The 18,548-nt window shown below is 73.6% G+C and carries 11 protein-coding genes and 1 riboswitch; of the genes, 3 read left to right on the top strand and 8 right to left on the bottom strand.

Going from position 1 to position 18,548, the window contains the following annotated elements; all coding sequences use genetic code 11:
- The first annotated feature begins 75 nt into the window (after positions 1 to 75).
- Together ACIQCJ_RS33980 and ACIQCJ_RS33975 are read left to right on the top strand one after the other, a co-directional pair.
- Positions 76 to 3,243 carry an alpha-mannosidase gene (locus ACIQCJ_RS33980; protein WP_402713673.1) on the top strand — a complete coding sequence of 1,056 codons (3,168 nt, stop codon included), beginning with the start codon at positions 76 to 78 and terminating at the stop codon, positions 3,241 to 3,243.
- A 127-nt stretch (positions 3,244 to 3,370) separates the two neighbouring features.
- The gene (locus ACIQCJ_RS33975; protein ID WP_402713671.1) at positions 3,371 to 7,291 is read left to right on the top strand and encodes a discoidin domain-containing protein; all 3,921 of its coding nucleotides are present in this window, start codon (positions 3,371 to 3,373) and stop codon (positions 7,289 to 7,291) included.
- Positions 7,292 to 7,365: 74 nt separating this feature from the next.
- Here ACIQCJ_RS33975 and ACIQCJ_RS33970 read toward each other — a convergent pair whose 3' ends face one another.
- From ACIQCJ_RS33970 to ACIQCJ_RS33955, 4 genes are all read right to left on the bottom strand, one after another.
- Positions 7,366 to 8,013 carry a thymidine kinase gene (locus ACIQCJ_RS33970; protein ID WP_355338403.1) on the bottom strand — a complete coding sequence of 216 codons (648 nt, stop codon included), beginning with the start codon at positions 8,011 to 8,013 and terminating at the stop codon, positions 7,366 to 7,368.
- A gap of 88 nt (positions 8,014 to 8,101) precedes the next feature.
- Positions 8,102 to 9,295, bottom strand: coding sequence for an alkaline phosphatase family protein (locus tag ACIQCJ_RS33965; RefSeq protein WP_391048945.1), 1,194 nt, complete (start codon positions 9,293 to 9,295; stop codon positions 8,102 to 8,104).
- Positions 9,295 to 9,888 carry a DUF5998 family protein gene (locus ACIQCJ_RS33960; RefSeq protein ID WP_188286046.1) on the bottom strand — a complete coding sequence of 198 codons (594 nt, stop codon included), beginning with the start codon at positions 9,886 to 9,888 and terminating at the stop codon, positions 9,295 to 9,297. Before ACIQCJ_RS33960 ends, ACIQCJ_RS33965 begins: the two co-directional genes overlap by 1 nt.
- 76 nt (positions 9,889 to 9,964) lie before the next feature.
- Positions 9,965 to 12,724 (bottom strand): GNAT family N-acetyltransferase, encoded by a 2,760-nt coding sequence (locus tag ACIQCJ_RS33955; protein ID WP_391163834.1) that lies wholly within the window; start codon positions 12,722 to 12,724, stop codon positions 9,965 to 9,967.
- A gap of 161 nt (positions 12,725 to 12,885) precedes the next feature.
- Between ACIQCJ_RS33955 and ACIQCJ_RS33950 the strand changes: the two genes are divergently transcribed.
- Positions 12,886 to 13,167: an HPr family phosphocarrier protein gene (locus ACIQCJ_RS33950; protein ID WP_355338395.1), complete on the top strand. Its 282-nt coding sequence runs from the start codon at positions 12,886 to 12,888 to the stop codon at positions 13,165 to 13,167.
- Positions 13,168 to 13,403: 236 nt separating this feature from the next.
- Here the strand turns inward: ACIQCJ_RS33950 and ACIQCJ_RS33945 are convergent, their stop codons facing one another.
- The 4 genes from ACIQCJ_RS33945 to ACIQCJ_RS33930 form a co-directional block, all read right to left on the bottom strand.
- Positions 13,404 to 14,105: a GntR family transcriptional regulator gene (locus ACIQCJ_RS33945; RefSeq protein WP_355338392.1), complete on the bottom strand. Its 702-nt coding sequence runs from the start codon at positions 14,103 to 14,105 to the stop codon at positions 13,404 to 13,406.
- Positions 14,106 to 14,350: 245 nt separating this feature from the next.
- Positions 14,351 to 15,214, bottom strand: coding sequence for a M23 family metallopeptidase (locus ACIQCJ_RS33940; protein ID WP_401311995.1), 864 nt, complete (start codon positions 15,212 to 15,214; stop codon positions 14,351 to 14,353).
- A 15-nt stretch (positions 15,215 to 15,229) separates the two neighbouring features.
- A riboswitch (cyclic di-AMP (ydaO/yuaA leader) is annotated at positions 15,230 to 15,397 on the bottom strand.
- Between the two features lie 301 nt (positions 15,398 to 15,698).
- Entirely contained in the window at positions 15,699 to 17,084 is a 1,386-nt protein-coding gene (locus ACIQCJ_RS33935; protein ID WP_402713668.1) for a M16 family metallopeptidase, read from the bottom strand.
- Positions 17,081 to 18,457, bottom strand: a complete 1,377-nt coding sequence (locus ACIQCJ_RS33930; protein WP_402713666.1) for a M16 family metallopeptidase — start codon at positions 18,455 to 18,457, stop codon at positions 17,081 to 17,083. The genes ACIQCJ_RS33935 and ACIQCJ_RS33930 overlap by 4 nt, the downstream gene beginning before the upstream one ends.
- Positions 18,458 to 18,548: the final 91 nt, after the last annotated feature.

Raw genomic sequence — 18,548 nt, 5'->3', positions numbered from 1 at the left:
TCCGCGAGCACTCGCCCTCCCGCATCCGCCCGCCCTTCCGGCACCCGCCCGCCCACGGCAGAAGGAAACGCAACTGTGCATGACGACCGGCACATCGTCGAAGAGCGGATCACCAAATTCCTCGCTCAGGTGGTCCGTCCCGCCCTCTACAGTGACGCGCTGACCCTCGATCTCGCCGCCTGGCAGGTGCCGGGCGAACCCGTACCGGTGGCCGACGCGCTGGCCGCGACGTACGCGCCCGCCGCGATCGGCGACACCTGGGGCGGTCCGTGGTCGACGACCTGGCTGCGGGCGACCGGCCGGATACCGGCGGCCTGGGCGGGCCGCCGGGTGGAGGCCGTCTTCGACCTGGGCTTCGACCCGACGAAGGGCCCCGGCGGCCAGGCCGAGGGCTTCGTCCACGACGCGGCGGGCGCACCCGTGCAGGGCCTGCACCCGCACCACCGCTCGGTGCTGCTCGCGGAGCCCGCCGCGGGCGGCGAACCGGTCGAGCTGCTGGTGGAGTTGGCGGCGAACCCGATGATCGAGGGCGCGCTCGCGGTCGGCACGCACTACGGCTCGCGGGACACCGCGGGCGAGGAGCACCTGTACCGGCTGCGCGCCGCCGAGATCGCGGTGCGCGAGGACGCGGTGTGGCACCTGCTGCACGACATGGAGGTGCTGGACGAGCTGATGCGCGAGCTGCCGACAGACGGCTCGCGGCGGCACGAGATCCTGCGGGCGCTCCAGCGGGCGGTCGACGCGGTCGACGTGCGCGCGGTCGCGGCCACCGCGCAGGCCGCCCGCGACCGGCTGACGGACGTGCTGTCCCGGCCCGCGCACGCCTCCGCGCACACCGTCACCGCGGTCGGGCACGCCCATATCGACTCGGCGTGGCTGTGGCCGGTCCGCGAGACGGTCCGCAAGTGCGCCCGGACCTTCACCAATATGACGACGCTGGCCCAGGAGTACCCGGAGCTGGTCTTCGCCTGCTCCTCCGCGCAGCAGTACGCGTGGATGAAGGAGCGCCGCCCCGAGATCTTCGAGCGGATCAAGAAGGCGGTGTCCGACGGCAATTGGGCGCCGGTCGGCGGCATGTGGGTGGAGGCGGACGGCAATCTGCCCGGCGGTGAGGCGCTGGCCCGCCAACTCGTCTACGGCCGGCGGTTCTTCGCCGAGGAGTTCGGCATCCCGCAGGACGGCGTGTGGCTGCCCGACTCCTTCGGCTACACCGCCGCGTACCCGCAGCTCGCCGCGCTGGCCGGGGCCCGCTGGTTCCTCACCCAGAAGCTCTCGTGGAACGAGACCAACCGGCTGCCGCACCACACCTTCCACTGGGAGGGCATCGACGGCACCCGGATCTTCACCCACTTCCCGCCGGTCGACACCTACAACGCCTCCCTGACCGGCGCCGAACTGGCCCACGCCGAGCACAACTTCGCCGACAAGGGCGCCGCCACCCGCTCGCTCGCCCCCTTCGGCTTCGGCGACGGCGGCGGCGGGCCGACCCGCGAGATGCTGGAGAAGGCGCGGCGGCTGCGCGACCTGGAGGGCTCCACCCGCGTGGAGGTCGGCGATCCCTCGGCCTTCTTCGACGAGGCGCGCGAGGAGTACGAGCGGCTGCCGGTCTGGCGCGGCGAGCTGTACCTGGAGAATCACCGCGGCACCTACACCAGCCAGGCCCGTACCAAGCGCGGCAACCGGCGCGCGGAGGCGCTGCTGCGCGAGGCCGAGCTGTGGTCGGCGGCGGCCACGGTCCGCGGCGGCGCCCCCTACCCGTACGAGCGGCTGGAGTCGATCTGGCGGCGGGTGCTGCTGCACCAGTTCCACGACATCCTGCCGGGCTCCTCGATCGCCTGGGTGCACCGGGAGGCGGAGGCCGTACACCGGGAGTTGCAGGCCGAGTTGGCCGAGGTGATCGAGGCAGCGGTGGGTGCGGGGACGGGCGCGGGACCCGCCGGTTCGGGGCCCGGCGGTTCGGGACCCGCCGACTCAGGACCCGCCGACTCGGGACCCGTCTTCTACAACGCCGGGCCCTACGCGCGCCGCGAGGTGGCCGTCCTGCCCGCGGGCACCCCCGCCGCCGACGGCCAGCCGCTGTCCGACGGACGTACCGCCGTCCTCGTCGAGGCCCCCGCCTTCGGCACCGGTCAGGCCGTGCGCTCCGCGCTGCCCCCGGTCTCGGTCACCGAGGACACCACCGGGATCACCCTCGACAACGGGGTGCTGCGGCTACGGATCGACACCGACGGCCTCGTGCGGTCCGCGTACGACCTGCGCGCCGGACGCGAGGCGATCGCCCCCGGCGCGGCGGGCAATCTGCTGCAACTCCACCCGGACGACCCCAACCGGTGGAGCGCCTGGAACATCGACGGCTACTACCGGGACACCGTCCGCGACCTCACCGCCGCCGACGCCGTCGAGGTCACCGAGGCCGGGCCGCTGCTCGCGTCGGTGCGCGTCACGCGCTCCTTCGGCGGCTCGCACCTCACGCAGGACCTGCAACTCACCGCCGGAAGCGCCCGGTTGACCGTCCGGACCGACATCGACTGGCAGGAGCGGGACACCCTCCTCAAGGCCGCGTGGCCGCTGAACGTGCACGCGGAGCGCGAGAGCGCCGAGATCCAGTTCGGGCACGTCCAGCGCCCCACCCACGAGAACACGAGCTGGGACGCCGCCCGCTTCGAACTCTGGGCCCACCGCTGGGTGCACGTGGGCGAGCACGGCTGGGGAGCCGCCGTCGTCAACGACTCCACCTACGGCCACGACGTCTCGCGCCTGACCCGCGACGACGGCGGTACGACCACCACGCTGCGGCTGTCGCTGCTGCGCGCGCCGCACAGCCCCGACCCGCAGGCCGACCGGGGGCGGCACTCCTTCGCCTACGGCCTGGTGGTCGGCGCCGGGGTCGGCGACGCCGTCGCCTCCGGCTACTCCTTCAACCTGCCGCTGCGGCCGGGCAGTTCGGCGTCGACCGGCGGGGCCGCCGCCGGGCCGTCGTTCGTCACCGTCGACAACCCCGGCATCGTCGTGGAGACGGTGAAACTCGCCGACGACCGCGGCGGCGACGTGGTCGTCCGGCTCTACGAGTCGCGCGGCGGCGGCGCGCGCGGGGCGCTGCACACCGGCTTCCCCGTTGCCGCGGCGCACGTCACCGACCTCCTGGAGAGCCCCACCGCTCCCCTCCCCCGGGCCGGGGACGGCTCCTTCCCGCTGGACCTGCGCCCGTTCCAGATCCTGACGCTCCGCCTGGCGCGTCCTTAGTGTCCGCCCGACGCGGGCCGGTTGCCCCCGCAGGCCCGTCGTGGCCGATCGCACCGTTCCCCGCGCCCCTCAAGACCTGGCGTACCGCCCTTCCCCCTGGAAACCGACCCTCCGTAGGAGAAGCCACATGAGACCCACCCTCGCACGATGGCTGCGGCCCCCCGCCGCGTTAGCACTGCTGCTGCTCGCGGCCCTGCTGCTCCCTCCGTCGTCGCGGGCCGCCGCGGCGGCGCTGTATCCGCTGGGCGTCGGCGCCGACCTCGGCCCGAAACCGGTCACGCTGGGCCTGACCGCGAGCGCGGGCGACTCCGCCGACGGCCTGCGCACCGGTGAGAAGAACGGAAAGCCGTACTGGCAGACCGATGTGGCGGCCGGCACGGACTACATCAAGTTGGCGCTGGACCGGGAGTGGACCGACACCGTCGGCGGCGCCGGCCAGGTCACCGTGGCGGTGACGTACGACGACGCGCCCGACGGGACGACGCTTCGGCTGACGCGCGGCGCGAGCGACCTCGTCGGCAGCGTGCCGCTCACCGGAGCGGCCGGATGGACGACGGAAGCCTTCACCGTACCGGCGGACTTCGGGACGGAGGCGGGCCGTGAGCTGCGGCTGTCGGGGACGAAGGACGGGGCGCCCGCCGACGTGACGGTGGCGTCGGTGAGGGTCGCCGCGGGCCAGTCCGTGGACCTCGGCACCGCGGTCGACGCGCACGGCATCTCGCCGCGGGCGGGCGACAACGACACGCACCTGGTGACCGGCACGGAGGCGGGCCGCGGCTACTGGGGCACCGACCAGAGCCACCCGGGCGCCGAGACCGGCTTCTTCTACATGAACGTGGACGACACCGCGCTGTACGACAACCGCGACCCGGTCGCGGTCACCGTCGACTACCTCGACCGGGGCAACGGAGCGATCCAGCTCCAGTACGACTCCCCCGGCGACACGATCCCGGAGATGTTCAAGAACTCGCCGGTCTTCACCTACGGCGACTCGGGGACCTGGAAGACCCACACCTTCCTGCTGGACGACGCGATCCTCACCAACCGCTCCAACGGCTCGGACTTCCGCATCACCACCGGCGGCAGCCCGGCCGAACTGAAGGTCGCCCGCGTCTCGGTGACCGCGCTGCCGCGCGTGCTCGACCCGACGACCGGCCTCAAGCAGCTTGTGGCGCAGGCCGATCTGGCCTACCTCGCGGCCCGCGAGGGCACCCGCGACGGGCAGTACCCGGTCGGCGCGAAGGCCGCGCTCCAGCAGGCCGCCGACGCGGCCCGCGCGGTCGCGAACGGCACCGGCGTCACCGACGAGCAGGCCCGTACCGCCTTCCACGCGCTGGCCGCCGCGCTCGACGTCTTCCACGCCGCCGCCGTGAACACCGACCTGGCGCACCTGGGCACCGCCACCGCCTCGTCCACCGCCGCCGGGTCCGCCCCGGCCGCGGCGATCGACGGGAACGGCGGCAGCGCCTGGGTCAGCGGGGACGGCGGGACGGGCGAGACCTTCACCGTGGACCTGGGCGCGGCCAAGCGCTTCAACCAGGTCAAGGCCGGCTGGACCGGCGCCTTCTCCTCCGACTACACCGTCCAGGTGTCCACGGACGGGACGCGCTTCACAGACGTGGGCCGCACCGGGGCCGTCGGCGGCTCGGTGTTCACCACCGCCTTCGCTCCGACGACCGCCCGGTACGTCCGGCTGGCGATCCACGGGTACAGCGCGGGCCAGACCAAGGTGGGTCTCGCCGTCCTCGAGGTCCGCGACCAGCGGGTGGTCACACCGCACCCGAAGCTGGTCACCACCCGCTACTCGACCGGCGCTCCGGTCGTCGCCGACTTCGACATCCGCGACTACGGCGTCGACACCTCGGGGAAGAGGGACGCGACCGCCGCCGTGCAGTCCGCGCTCTACGACTGCCAGGACGCGGGCGGCGGCACGGTGTGGCTGGGCGCGGGCACCTACCGCCTCACCACCACCGTGGAGGTCCCGGCCTTCTGCTCGCTGATCGGCGACCGGCGCGACCCGGACCGCGGGTCCGGCGGCTACGGCACGGTGATCCGCGCCGACCTGCCGCCGGGCGCCGACGGGCCGGTGCTCTTCCGGGTCGGCGGCAGCGCCTCCGTCCAGGGCCTGACCACCTACTACCCGCGGCAGAACGCGGCCCACCCGGTGCCGTACAACAACACCTTCGAGATTCCGGGTTCGGCCTGGCAGAGCGACGCGAATTTCATGATGAGCACGGTCGCGCACGTCACGATGCTCAACTCGTACAAGGGTGTCGGGGTCTCCACGAAGACCGACGACCGCGGCAGGCCCGCGGTGCAGGGCCAGGTGCACGAGTCGGCGACGCTCGCCGACATCAAGGGGACGGTGCTGTTCACCGGGGCCACCGGTTACAACGGCTCGGACGTCGGCACCTGGAGCGACATCACCTTCTCCAACTCCTACTGGGCGCACGCGCCTTCGGCGTACGACCCGCCCGCGCGGTCGGCGCTCGACCGGTGGACGCGGGCCAACGGCACGGGACTCGTCCTCGGTGACCTGGAGTGGGACCAGTTCTCCCGGATCTCGCTGTCCGACTACCGCACCGGCATCCAGGTCGTGAAGGGCCAACGGGCGGCTTTCGTCGGCGCGTTCCAGCAGACCCGGGTGGTGCGCACCGATGTGGCCCTCCAGGTGGACGACATCGACACCCGCTGGGGCATGACGGTGGCCGGGGGCACGCTCCAGGGCAGCGTCGCGTCGATCCGCAACGCCACCAAGGGATTTGTGAAGGTCACCGGCACGGCGCTGGACGGCGCGACCTCCGGCACGGTCGTGACGATGCCCGGTCCCGTACCGGTCCGGGCCGCCGCACCCGACCTGCCCGCGCCTCGCGGGCACGCGCTGTACGCGGCGGGCGCCGTCCCGCACGGCGTGGGCTATCAGCCCGCCGCCGACGCCACCGCGGGCATCCAGCGGCTGCTGGACCGGGCGGGCGCGCGGGGCGGCGGCACCGTGTACCTGCCCGCGGGCTGGTACCGGGTCGAGGGCCGGCTGCGGGTACCGGCCGGGGTCGAACTGCGGGGCGCCTCGTCCTCGCCGAACCGCGACGAGGACGGCGCCAGCGGCGGCACCGTGCTGTTCGCCTACGCGGGCCGGAACACCGCGAACGCCGACACCGACGCCGCCTTCGTCACGCTCGCCGGAAACGGCTCGGGCGTGCGCGGTCTGCGGGTCTTCCACCCGGAGAACAACCCCGCGACCGGCTACGTCCCCTACCCGTACGACATCCGGGGCACCGGCCGCGGCACGTATGTGGTCGACGTCGGTCTGACCAACGCGTGGAACGCCGTGGACGAGGGCAACGACGGCTTCGTGGTGCACAAGCTGACCGGGGTCTTCCTCAACCGGGGCGTCACGGCGCGCGCGGGCCGCGGCGGTCTGGTCGACGGTGTGCTCAGCAACGGCAACGCGGTGAACCGCACCGGCTTCGGCATTCCCGGCTGGGGCCTCGGCAGCGATCTGTTCGCGCAGACCATCGACGGGTTCACCCGCAAGAACACCGACCTGGTGCATGTCGACGGCGCCCGCGGCCTGACGGTCTCGGACGTCTTCGGCTACGGCATGCACAACGGTCTGGTGGTCACCTCCGGTGACGTCCGCGCCTTCAACCTGGGCACGGACAACCTCGGCGACGGCGGTTACACCGTGAAGGCGGGCGCCTCGGCCGACGTCACGGCGGTCAACGTGCTGCGCTACAACGGCGCGACGTCCACCGGTCCCGCGAAGCTGCTGGGCATCATGGCGATCAACATGGTGCAGCAGTCGGTGACCGCCACGGCCGAGCCCGCGAGCGGCGGGAAGGTCACCGTCGGCGGGAACCAGACGGAGCCGGGCCGCTTCGAGCGCGGCGACACCGCGACCGTGACGGCCGTACCGGCGCCCGGCTTCCAACTGCTGGGCTGGACGCTCGACGGCGCCCAACTGCCCGACAGCGGGCCGACGGTCACCGTGCCGGTGACCGGGGACCGTACGGTCGTGGCGCGTTTCGGTCCGGTCGGCGTCAACTGACCGGCGGGCGGGCCCGGTCGACCGCCGTCGTGCGGCCGGCCGGGCCCGTCGTCATGAGCGGGTGACCGCCGCGGTCAGGAGTGGGTGACCGGCAGCACGTCGGGCGAGAGCGTGCCCGCGCCCGCGGTCGCGCTGGTCATCCGGCGGCGGTGGTGACGGCGGCACAGCACCTCGTAGCCGACCTCGCCGGACCGGTCGACGTCGCCGATCACCACCTGCGCGCCCTCGACGACCATCACGCCGTCGACCGTACGGGCGTTGTGGGTGGCGCGCTCGCCGCACCAGCACAGCGCCTCGACCTGAAGGGCCTCGACCCGGTCGGCGAGTTCGATCAGCCGCTGCGAGCCGGGGAAGAGCCGGGTGCGGAAGTCGGTGGTGATGCCGAACGCGTGGACGTCCAAGTCGAGTTCGTCGACCACCCGCGCCAACTGGTCGATCTGCTCGGGCGCGAGGAACTGCGCCTCGTCCACGATCACGTAGTCCACCCGGCCGCCGCGGCTGAGCACGCCGACCACGTGGCCGTACAGGTCCATGCCGTCCGCGACCTCGACGGCGTCGGTGACCAGGCCGAGCCGCGAGGAGAGCTTGCCCTCGCCCGCGCGGTCGTCCCTGGTGAAGATCACCGACTGGAGGCCGCGAGCGGTGCGGTTGTGGACGATCTGGAGGGCGAGGGTGCTTTTGCCGCAGTCCATCGTTCCGGAGAAGAAGACCAGCTCGGGCATGGGAAGGACGACGGCCTTTCGATGGGGGGGCGGGAGAGCGCGGGGGCAGGAGAGCGCGGGGGCAGGAGAGCGCGGGGGCGGGCGGGCCTCAGGAGCGTACTTCGAGCAGCGGTACGAGCTGCTCGGCGGCGGCCATCGAGCCGTGCAGGCCGACCATCTTCGACTCCCCCGATTCCGTGCGGTGGGCGACGACCGCGATGTCGTCGCGGGCGACGGCCACGACGTCGCCGATCCGGCCGAACACCCGCTCGTCGGGCGGCGGTCCGAACCAGCCCGCCTCGATCGCCTCGGCCCTGGTCGCCACCCACATCTGCTCGCCGAGGACCTCGCTCCACACCGCGTGCACGTCGGCGGCGGCGCCGGGCACCGCGTAGACGTGCCGGGCGCGGGCCTCGCCGCCGAGCACCGCGACCCCGGCGCGCAGTTCCCAGTCCTCGTCGAAGTCGATCCGGGACCGCTCGTCGAAGGGGATGTCGATCATGCCGTGGTCGGCGGTGACGTACAGGGCGCTGCGCGGCGGCAGTTGCTCGGCGAGCCGCTGCGCCAGCCGGTCGACCATCATGAGCTGGCCGCGCCAGGCGTCGGAGTCGACGCCGTGCCGGTGCCCCATGCCGTCCAGCTCGCTGTAGTACGTGTAGACCAGCGTGCGGTCGGCGGCGCCGAGCCGGTCGGCGGCCAGGTCCATCCGCTCCTCGCCGGTGAGGCGCCCGTGGAAGGTGCCGCCGGACAGCGCGACCTTGGTCAGCGGGGTGTTGACGAAGGTCGGCGAGGAGACCTGGCAGGTGGCGATCCCGGCGGCGTCGGCGAGCTGGAAGACGGTGGGGTGCGGCTGCCAGACGTGCGGCGCGGTCCAGGGCTGCCAGCGCAGCTGGTTCATCAGCTCGCCGGTGGCCGGATTGAGCGTGGTGTAGCCCGCCAGGCCGTGCGCGGACGGCGGCAGCCCGGTGCCGACCGAGCCGAGCGAGGTCGCGGTCGTCGCCGGGAATCCGGCGGTCAGCGGGCGGCCGGTGCCGCCGCGCGAGGTCGGCAGCAGCGAGGTGAGGTACGGCGCCTCGTCGGGGTGGGCGAGGATCAGCTCCCAGCCGAGGCCGTCCACGAGGAAGACGCAGACCCGGTCGGCGGGCGCCAGTTCCAGGCCGGTGGCCGGCATGCCGGGGACGGCGAATCCGGCGACGGCGGCCGGGATGACGTCACAGAGCGCCCCGGTGCCGTAGTCGGGTACGGGAGCGGTACGCGGATCGAGCGGCGCGGAACCGTACCCGCCGTGCAGCGGCTGGACCATCAGTCAGTGGCCGCTGTCGCCTCGGAGAGCGCCTGCGCGAAGGCCAGGGTCTGGCGGACGGTGTCCGGGCCGTCGCCCGCCTCGCTGACCCGCAGCGACAGGTCGTCGGCGGTCGAGGAGCCGGTGTAGCCGTGGTCGGCCTCGCAGTTGGGGTCGCCGCAGGCGGCGGGCTCCAGGTCGAGCCGCGAGACCGCGCCCCAGCCGATGGTGAGCACCACTTCGCGGGGCAGCGTGCCGGGCGTGTACGACTCCGGGTTCGCGACCACCCGGCTGACCACGACCGAGGAGATCCGGCCGATCTTCACCGATTCGGTGGACGTGGTGGCGTACGGCGTCGGCGAGGTGTCGTCGGCGGCCTGCTCGTCGGTGTGGCTGACGATGAAGCGGCTGTCGGTGAGCACCAGCACGGTCACATGACGACGGACCTCGTTGGCGTCGAAGCTGGTCTCCTGGTGGACCAGGTAGGAGGAGACCGGCTCGCGTCCGACCGCCGCCTCGACGGCCTCCGCCACGAGGGTGGGGTAGTAGCCGCTGCGCTCGATGGCCGTGCGCAGGCCCTGAGTCGTAGTACCGGTCTTCGCCATGCCGACCATCCTAAGGGCCAGGTACGACCGCGACGTGCTCGGAGCGCGACCCGGCGTGCGGGCGGGCGCGGGAGCGGGCGCCGGGTCAGAACGAGGACAGCGCCCGCGGCCCGAGATCGGTGCGGGCGGGCGGCCTGGCCAGGCGGACGGACGCGCCGAGGACGGTCAGGCCGCGCGAGGAGACCACCACCGGTTCCAGGTCGACCGCGACGACCTCCGGGAGGTCGGCGGTCAGCAGCGACACGCGCAGCAGCAGCTCCTCCAGCGCGTCGGTGTCGACCGGCTCGGCGCCGCGCCAGCCGAACAGCAGCGGCGCGGCCTTGATGGAGCGGACCAGTTCGGCCGCGTCCCGGTCGGTGGCGGGGACGAGCCGGTGCGCGGTGTCGCCGAGCAGCTCCGAGGGCGCGCCCGCCAGGCCGAAGGACAGGACGGCGCCCGCGGCGGGGTCGACGCCCGCCCGTACCACCGTGTCCACCCCGCGCGGCGCCATCGCCTGCACGACGGGCAGCAGCTCCCGCGGGGTGCCCAGCCGCGCGGTCAGCTCGTCGTAGGCGCGCCGCAGGTCGCCCTCGTCCGCCAGGTCCAGGCGTACGCCGCCGAGGTCGGCGCGGTGCCGCAGGTGGGGGGCGGTGGTCTTGAGGGCGACCGGGTAGCCGAGCCGGGCGGCGGCGGCCACGGCGGTGTCGGCGTCGGGAGCGGGCAGCGCGCCGCGCACCTGGATGCCGTACCGGCCGAGCAGCGTCGCGGTGTCCGCGTCGCCGAGCGCGATCCCGCCCTCGGGCGCCTCGCCGGGCGGCAGCAGGCGGCGTACGTCGTCGGCCGCCGCGGCCTCCTGGATGTCGTCGAACTGCGGGATCCGGCCGGGGTCCGCCGATCCGGCGCGCCAGGCCGCGTAGGCGGCGGCCTCGGCGAGCGCGCGCACGGCCCGGTCGGGCGCGGAGTAGGCGGGGATACGGGAGGCGGCCTCGTCGCCGGGCGCGCCGAGCCGGTCGGCCAGGGTCTCCAGGGCGAGGTGGGCGACCACCACCGGCTTGCCGCCGCCCGCGGCGGCGGTCGTACGGCGCAGCGCCTCGGCGAGCGCCGGGTCGTCGCCGGACTCGGGGTCGGGGGCGTCCTCGGAGCCGACGCGCGGGATCGCGGTGACGACGACGGCGTCGCTGCCGGGGTCGGCGAGCGCGGCGCCGAGGGCGGCGGCGAAGTCGTCGGGGGTGGCCGCGGTGGTGAGGTCGAGGGGCGCGGCGGGCCGCAGTCCCGCGGTGAGCGCGGCGTCGTAGGTGAGCAGGCCGAGCGATTCGGAGTTGCCGAGGACGGCGATCCGGTCGCCCGCGGGCAGCGGCTGGAGGGCCAGGAAGAGTCCGGCGTCCAGCAGTTCGGTGACGGTGTCCACGCGGATCACCCCGGCCTGCCGGAAGAGCGCGGAGACGGTGGAGTCGGGGATGCGGGTGGCGGGCACGGCGTGTCCTGCCGGGACGGAGCCGGAGTGCAGGGCGCCCTTGACGACGACCACCGGTTTGGCGGCGGCGGTGCGGCGGGCGAGCCGGGTGAACTTCCGCGGGTTGCCGAAGGATTCGAGGTACATCAGGACGGCGTCGGTGTCGGGGTCGTCCTGCCAGTACTGGAGGAGGTCGTTGCCCGAGACGTCGGCGCGGTTGCCCGCGGAGACGAAGGAGGAGGGGCCCGCGCCGCGGCGGTGCAGTCCGGAGAGCAGGGCGATGCCGATCGAGCCGGACTGGGTGAACAGGCCGAGGCGTCCGCTGCGCGGCATCTCGGGCGACAGGGAGGCGTTGAGCCGGACCCCGGCGGCGGTGTTGAGGACGCCGAAGGCGTTCGGGCCGATCACCCGCATGCCGTGGCTCCTGGCCTGCCGGACCAGCTCGCGCTGGCGCGCCCTGCCCTCCTCGCCGGTCTCGGAGTATCCGGCGGCGACCACCACCAGGCCCTGGACGCCCGCGGCGCCGCAGTCGGCGACGGCCTCGGGGACCCGGTCGGCGGGCACGGCGATCACGGCGAGGTCGACGGGCGCGCCGATGCCGAGGACGGAGCGGTGGCCGGGCACGCCGTCGATGTCGGTTCCGCCGTCGGGGAAGGAGCGGTTGACGGCGTAGACGTGGCCGGTGAAGCCGCCCGCGACGATGTTGCGCAGCAGCGTACGGCCGACGCCGCCCGGCCTGCGGCCGGTGCCGACGACGGCGACCGAGCCGGGGCGCAGCAGCCGCTGGACGGAGCGGGCCTCGGCGCGGTGCTCGCGGGCCCGCATGACCTGGACGGACTGCTCGGTGGGTTCCAGGTCGAGTTCGAGGTGGACGACGCCGTCGGTGAAGCTGCGCTGCTGGGTGAAGCCCGCGTCGGTGAAGACCTTGACCATCTTGCGGTTGGTGGGCAGGACTTCGGCGGTGAAGTGCAGGATGCCGCGCTCGCGGGCGACGGCGGCGATGTGTTCGAGCAGCGCGGAGGCGACGCCGCGGCCCTGGTGCGCGTCCTGGACGAGGAAGGCGACCTCGGCGCGGGTGCCGGTGGTGCCCTTGTCGGCGGAGACGGCCCGGCCCGCGTCGTCGGTGCGGTCGTAGCGGACGGTGGCGATGAAGTCGCCGCCGACGGTGGCGGCCAGGCCGACGCGGTCGTTGTAGTCGTGGTGCGTGAAGCGGTGCACGTCCCGGTCGGACAGCCGGGGGTAGGGCGCGAAGAAGCGGTAGTACTTCGACTCGTCGGAGACCTGCTCGTAGAAGTCGACGAGCCGTCCCGCGTCGTCGGGCCCGATCGGCCGGATGTGGGCGATCCCGCCGTCCCGCAGTACGACGTCCGCCTCCCAGTGGACGGGGTACGGATGCGCCGTCTGCTCGCTCATGGCCCCAGCGTAAGCGGGTGGCCCGGCGGGCGCGTCACACTCGCGGAGCCGACGCGCAGGGGGCAGTCTGGTGGGGGCCGCGATCGTGCCGACGTGCCGGAGCAGCGCTCCGGCCGTGCGAAACTGGTCTAGACAACTGGAACGACCCGAAGGGCAGCACCATGGTTGAGCGCCGTGTCAACGTCGGCTGGGCGGAGGGCCTGCACGCCCGTCCCGCGTCCATCTTCGTCCGCGCGGCCATGGCCGCGGGCGTCCCCGTGACGATCGCGAAGGCCGACGGCGGCCCGGTGAACGCCGCGTCCATGCTGGCGGTGCTGAGCCTCGGCGCGCAGGGCGGCGAGGAGATCGTGCTCGCCTCGGAGGCCGACGGCGCCGACGCCGCGCTCGACCGGCTGGCGAAGCTCGTCGCCGAGGGCCTGGAAGAGCTTCCCGAGACCGTCTGAGACGCGGCGGGGCGCACCCGCCCTCCCCGGCCGCGCTTTCGCGCGACCGGGCCTTCGGGCGGTGCGCCCTGCCGCGCGAAGCGCCCTCCGCGTGGCCGGAACACGTCCGGGGATCTTTGTCCCGCCACCGGACAGCGGAATTCAGCGGGGCCGGACAATCCACCCGGATTGCACCGGCCCCGCTTTATTGCATTTACGGGTGCCGCAATTCTACGCACTTGTATACGGTGCGATTGTTAATGGCGGCGGCGCACCGCGTTTACGGGATGTTTCAGAATCCTCACCGCGGCGCTCCGCTCCACGTGCCCCGCGGCCAGTTTGCGGGCCCGCTCGGCGTCACCGCGCGCCACCGCGTCCACGAGCGCCGCGTGCTCCTCCCACGACTCCACCGCGCGCGTGGGCACGTCGTCGCCGTACACCCAGGCGATCTTGTGGCGCAGCTGCGTGAGCAGCGCGGCCAGCGTGGGACTGCCCGACGCCTGCGCCAGCGTCTCGTGGAACCAGCCGCCGAGCGACGGCAGGTCGGACAACTGGCCCTGGACCGCGCGCTCCTGACCTAGGCGTACGAGCCCGCGCAGCACCTTCAGATGCGCGTCGGTACGGCGCTGGGCGGCGCGCGCGGCGCCCAGCGGCTCCAACAGGCCGCGCAGTTCCAGAAGGTCGGCCGCCTCCTGCTCGGTGGGCTCGGCCACCGAAGCGCCGGCGTGCCTGCGGGTGCGGACGAAGCCCTCGGACTCCAAGGTGCGCAGCGCCTCGCGGACCGGCACGCGCGACACCCCGTACCGCTGCGCGAGCAGTTCCTCCGTCAGTCGGCCGCCCGGCGGGAAGAAACCGCTGACAATGTCGTCGCGGATGGCCGTACACACCACCTGGGCGGAGATACGCCGCCCCGTGCCGTCCGTCCCGTTCACATCCGATTCCGCATCGCAGGACCCCATTCTTTCCGCACATTCTGCGGTAACCCTATTCCAGCACACCAGGGATTCCGATCACAGTCCCGAATATGGGACTTCTTTTGGCGCGCGGGACCGATGCGGGACCGGTACGGGACGGGCACGGGACGGGTACGGGACGGGTACGGGACGGACGAAGGCCCCGGCGGGGGGAGCCGGGGCCTTCGTGCTGAGGGGGGTGGTGCGGTGGTTCCAGGGGGCGGTGGCGGAACCCCTGCGGGGTCCTGGGGTCAGACCGAGACGCCGTGCTTGCGCAGGTAGGCGATGGGGTCGACGTCGGAGCCGTAGTCGGGTCCGGTACGGGCCTCGAAGTGCAGGTGCGGCCCGGTGACGTTGCCGGTCGCGCCGGACAGGGCGATCTGCTGGCCGGGCGTGACGCTCTGGCCGACCGAGACCTGGATCGAGGACAGGTGGCCGTACTGGGTGTACATCCCGTCGGACATCCGGATCACGATGTTGTTGCCGTACGAGCCGCCCCAGCCGGCCTCGACCACGGTGCCGGAGCCGACCGCGTGCACGGTGGTGCCGCTGGCCGCGTGGAAGTCGATGCCGGTGTGGTAGCCGGAGGACCACAGGCCGCTGGAGGAGTGGTAGGCGGTGGAGACGTAGGAGCTGTCGACCGGCAGGACGAAGGAGCCGAGGCGCTTGCGCTCGGCGGCGGCGCGGTCGGCGCGGGCCTTGGCCTCGCGGGCGGCCCGGACCTTGGCCGCGGCCTCCGCCGTGGCCTTCGCGGCTGCCGCGTCGGCCTTGGCCTTGGCCGCCTTGGCGCGGGCGGCGGCCTCGGCCTGCTTGCGGTCGGCCTCCGCCGTGGCCTTCGCGGCCTCGGCGGCCTTGCGCTGGGCCTCCGCCTGCGCGGCCAGGGAGTCGGCGAGCGAGCCGGTCACATCGGCGGTACGGGCGAAGACGGTGTTCGCGACGGCGTCGTGCGCGCTCTCGGCGTGGGCCGTGGCGGTCATCGAGGTGGCCCCGAACGCTCCGGTCGCGGTGAGCACCGCGACTCCGGCGAGCGTGCCGCCACCGCGGACGGTGCGTGCGGCGCCGCGACGGGGACGGCGGTGCTTCCCGCTGGGCGCGGGCAGAACGGTGAACGCCATGAAGAGGCGTCGCTCCTTTCCTTCCTTCTCGCCTACCGGGTTAGCTGACGGGTTCGGAGCAGGAAGGTCTCCTACGGGTCCGCCCGCCGCTCGGCGGTCGGTCCCGATTCACCCCAGGGACTGCTCCCTCGTGAGAGGGCTGGGTCCCCGGCTCCCCTGACGGGGACTCGGCGATGTGTGCCCGCGTGCCGCCGGACGCGGCTGCTGCTGACGGGCAACGAGCGAAGACGCTAACCGCGGTTTCGCCCATCCGCCAAACAGATCAGCTGATTTGTTGCGTACGCCACACTTCGCTGACACTCCCCCGCAAGCCCTCCCCAAATCCCGCACCGCGCTCGAAAACGCCCGCGCGGCGGTCGAAAACGCCCGGAACCCCGGCGCCGCAGGGGGCGGCCGGGGTTCCGGGGACGGGTGGCACGAGCGGTGCCGACCGCTCGCGCCGGGTGGCGCGTGACCCGCGTGACGCGGGTCCGACCGTCCGGTGCTACGTGATGATGTTCACCGGTCCGATGCCCAACTCGCCCACCGGCCCGGCGATGACGGACGCGTCCCCGACCAGGACCACCACGAGCCGGTCGAGCGGGAAGGCGTTGACGACCGCGGCGGTCGCCTCCACCGTGCCCGTGGCCGCCAGCCGCGCGTAGAGCTTGGCCTGGTAGTCGTCCGGGAGCTGCTGCTCGACCTGGTCGGTCAGCGTGGCCGCGACGGCCGCCGACGTCTCGTAGCGCAGCGGCGCCACACCGACCAGATTCTGTACGGCGACGTCCCGCTCCTCGTCGGTCAGGCCGCCCTCGCCGAGCGTCCTGATGACCTGCCAGGTGTCGGCGAGCGCGGGCCCGGTGACCTCGGTGGCCACCGAGCCGCTGATGCCCAGCAGCGCGGCGCCCGTACCGTCGGCGGAGCCGAGCAGCACCTGTCCGAAGGCGCGTACGCCGTAGGTGTAGCCCTTCTCCTCGCGCAGCACGCGGTCCAGGCGGGAGGTCAGGGTGCCGCCCAGGCAGTAGGTGCCGATCACGCGGGCCGCCCACACCGGGTCGTGCCGGTCGGCACCGGTACGGCCGATGAGGAGCTGGGTCTGCACCGCGCCCGGCCGGTCCACGATGACCACGCGCGCGGTGTCGTCCGAGGTGATCGCCGGGCGCGGGCGGGGCTTGGCGGCCGAGCCGCTCCAGCCGCCCAGGGTGTCGTCGAGCAGCCGCGGCAGGTCGATGCCGGTGAGGTCGCCGACCACCACGGCGGTCGCGGTGGACGGGCGGACATGGGCCCGGTAGAAGGCGCGTACGGCCGCCGCGTCGATCCTGCGGACGGTCTCCTCGGTGCCCTGGCGCGGCCGGGAGCAGCGCAGCTCCGGTGCGAACAGCTCCTTGGACAGCGCCATCGCGGCCCTGCGGGCGGGGTTGGCCAGCTCGTGCGGGATCTCGTCGAGCCGGTTGGCGACCAGGCGCTTGATCTCGTCCTCGGGGAAGGCCGGGGTCAGCAGCGCCTCCGCGAGCAGGGCGAGCGCCTTGTCGAGCCGGGAGGCGGGCACTTCGAGGGAGACCCGCACACCGGGGTGGTCGGCGTGCGCGTCCAGCGTGGCGCCGCAGCGCTCCAGCTCGGCCGCGAACTCCTCGGCGGTGTGCTGCTCCGTGCCCTCCGACAGCGCCCTGGCCATGATGGTGCCGACGCCGTCCAGACCCTCGGGCTCGGCGTCCAGCGGCGCGTCGAGCAGCAGCTCGACGGCGACGACCTGCTGTCCCGGGCGGTGGCTGGTCAGCACCGTCAGACCGTTGCCCAGGGTGCCGCGGTCGGGGGCGGGGAACGCCCACGGCCGGGGCTCCCCGGCCTGCGGCTGCGGGTGGAACGTCATGACGGCCGCGGTCTCGCTCACAGCTCGCCCTCCTGCTCGGTCGCTTCGTCAGTGGCGTCGTCGGTGGCTTCGTCAGTGGCGTCCTCCGCCGCGTCGCCGCCGGTGGGCTCGTAGACGAGGACCGCGCGGTTGTCGGGGCGCAGCCGCGCGGCGGCCACGGCCCGCACCTGCTCGGGGGTGACGGCCAGCACCCGCTGGACGGCGGTGAGGGCGAGCTGCGGGTCGCCGAACAGCACCGCGTAACGGCACAGTTCGTCGGCCCGGCCGCCCACGGTGGCGAGCCGGTCGAGCCACTCGCGCTCGATCTGCGCCTGGGCGCGCTCCATCTCCTCGGGGCTGGGGCCCTCCTGGGCGAAGCGGGCCAGCTCCTCGTCCACCGCGGCCTCGATGGTGCTCAGTTCGACCCCGCTGGACGCCTTGATGTCCAGCCAGCCGAGCGACGGCGCGCCCGCGAGGCGCAGCAGGCCGAAGCCCGCGGCGACGGCGCTGCGGTCGCGCCGTACCAGCCGGTTGTGCAGCCGGGACGACTCGCCGCCGCCGAGCATGGTCAGCGCCAGGTCGGCCGCGTCGCCGTCGGCGGTGCCGTCCTCCGGCAGCCGGTAGGCCGCCATCAGCGCGCGCGAGGGCACGTCCTCCTCGATCACCTCGCGGAGCTGGCCGCCCATCACCTCGGGCAGCGAGCCGTCGCGCGGTGCGGGCTTGCCGTCGTGGGCCGGGATACTGCCGAAGTACTTCTCGACCCACGCCAGCGTCTGCTCGGGGTCGATGTCGCCGACCACGGCCAGCACCGCGTTGCCGGGCGCGTAGTACGTACGGAAGAACGCCTGCGCGTCCTCCAGCGACGCCGCGTCCAGGTCGGCCATCGAGCCGATCGGCGTGTGGTGGTACGGGTGTCCCTCGGGGTAGGCCAGCGCGGTCAGCCGCTCGAAGGCCGTGCCGTAGGGGACGTTGTCGTACCGCTGGCGGCGCTCGTTCTTCACCACGTCGCGCTGGTTGTCCAGGCTCTCCAGGTCGAGCGCGGTGAGCAGGCTGCCCATCCGGTCGGCCTCCAGCCACAGGGCCAGTTCGACCTGGTGGGCGGGCATGGTCTCGAAGTAATTGGTGCGCTCGAAGCTGGTGGTGCCGTTCAGCGAGCCGCCCGCGCCCTGCACCAGTTCGAAGTGCCCGTTGCCCTTGACGCTGGCAGAGCCCTGGAACATCAGGTGCTCGAAGAGGTGGGCGAGGCCGGTACGGCCCTTGACCTCGTGGCGGGAACCGACGTCGTACCAGAGGCAGACGGCCGCGACCGGAGTGAGGTGGTCCTCGGAGAGCACCACCCGCAGGCCGTTCGCCAGGCGGTGCTCGGTGGCTGTCAGGCCGCTGGAGTGTGCCTCCGGCGTGGCCGTGTGACCCATGGGCAAGCTGTCCTTCCGGTCGCTGCTGTGTGACTGCGTAGAGTGCTGCCACTCTAGGCAAGGGAGCCGACCGTCCGCGAAGTTCCCGGTC

Source organism: Streptomyces sp. NPDC093221 (assembly GCF_044753885.1).
Taxonomy (GTDB): domain Bacteria; phylum Actinomycetota; class Actinomycetes; order Streptomycetales; family Streptomycetaceae; genus Actinacidiphila.
This window is presented reverse-complemented; position numbering and strand designations above follow the sequence as displayed.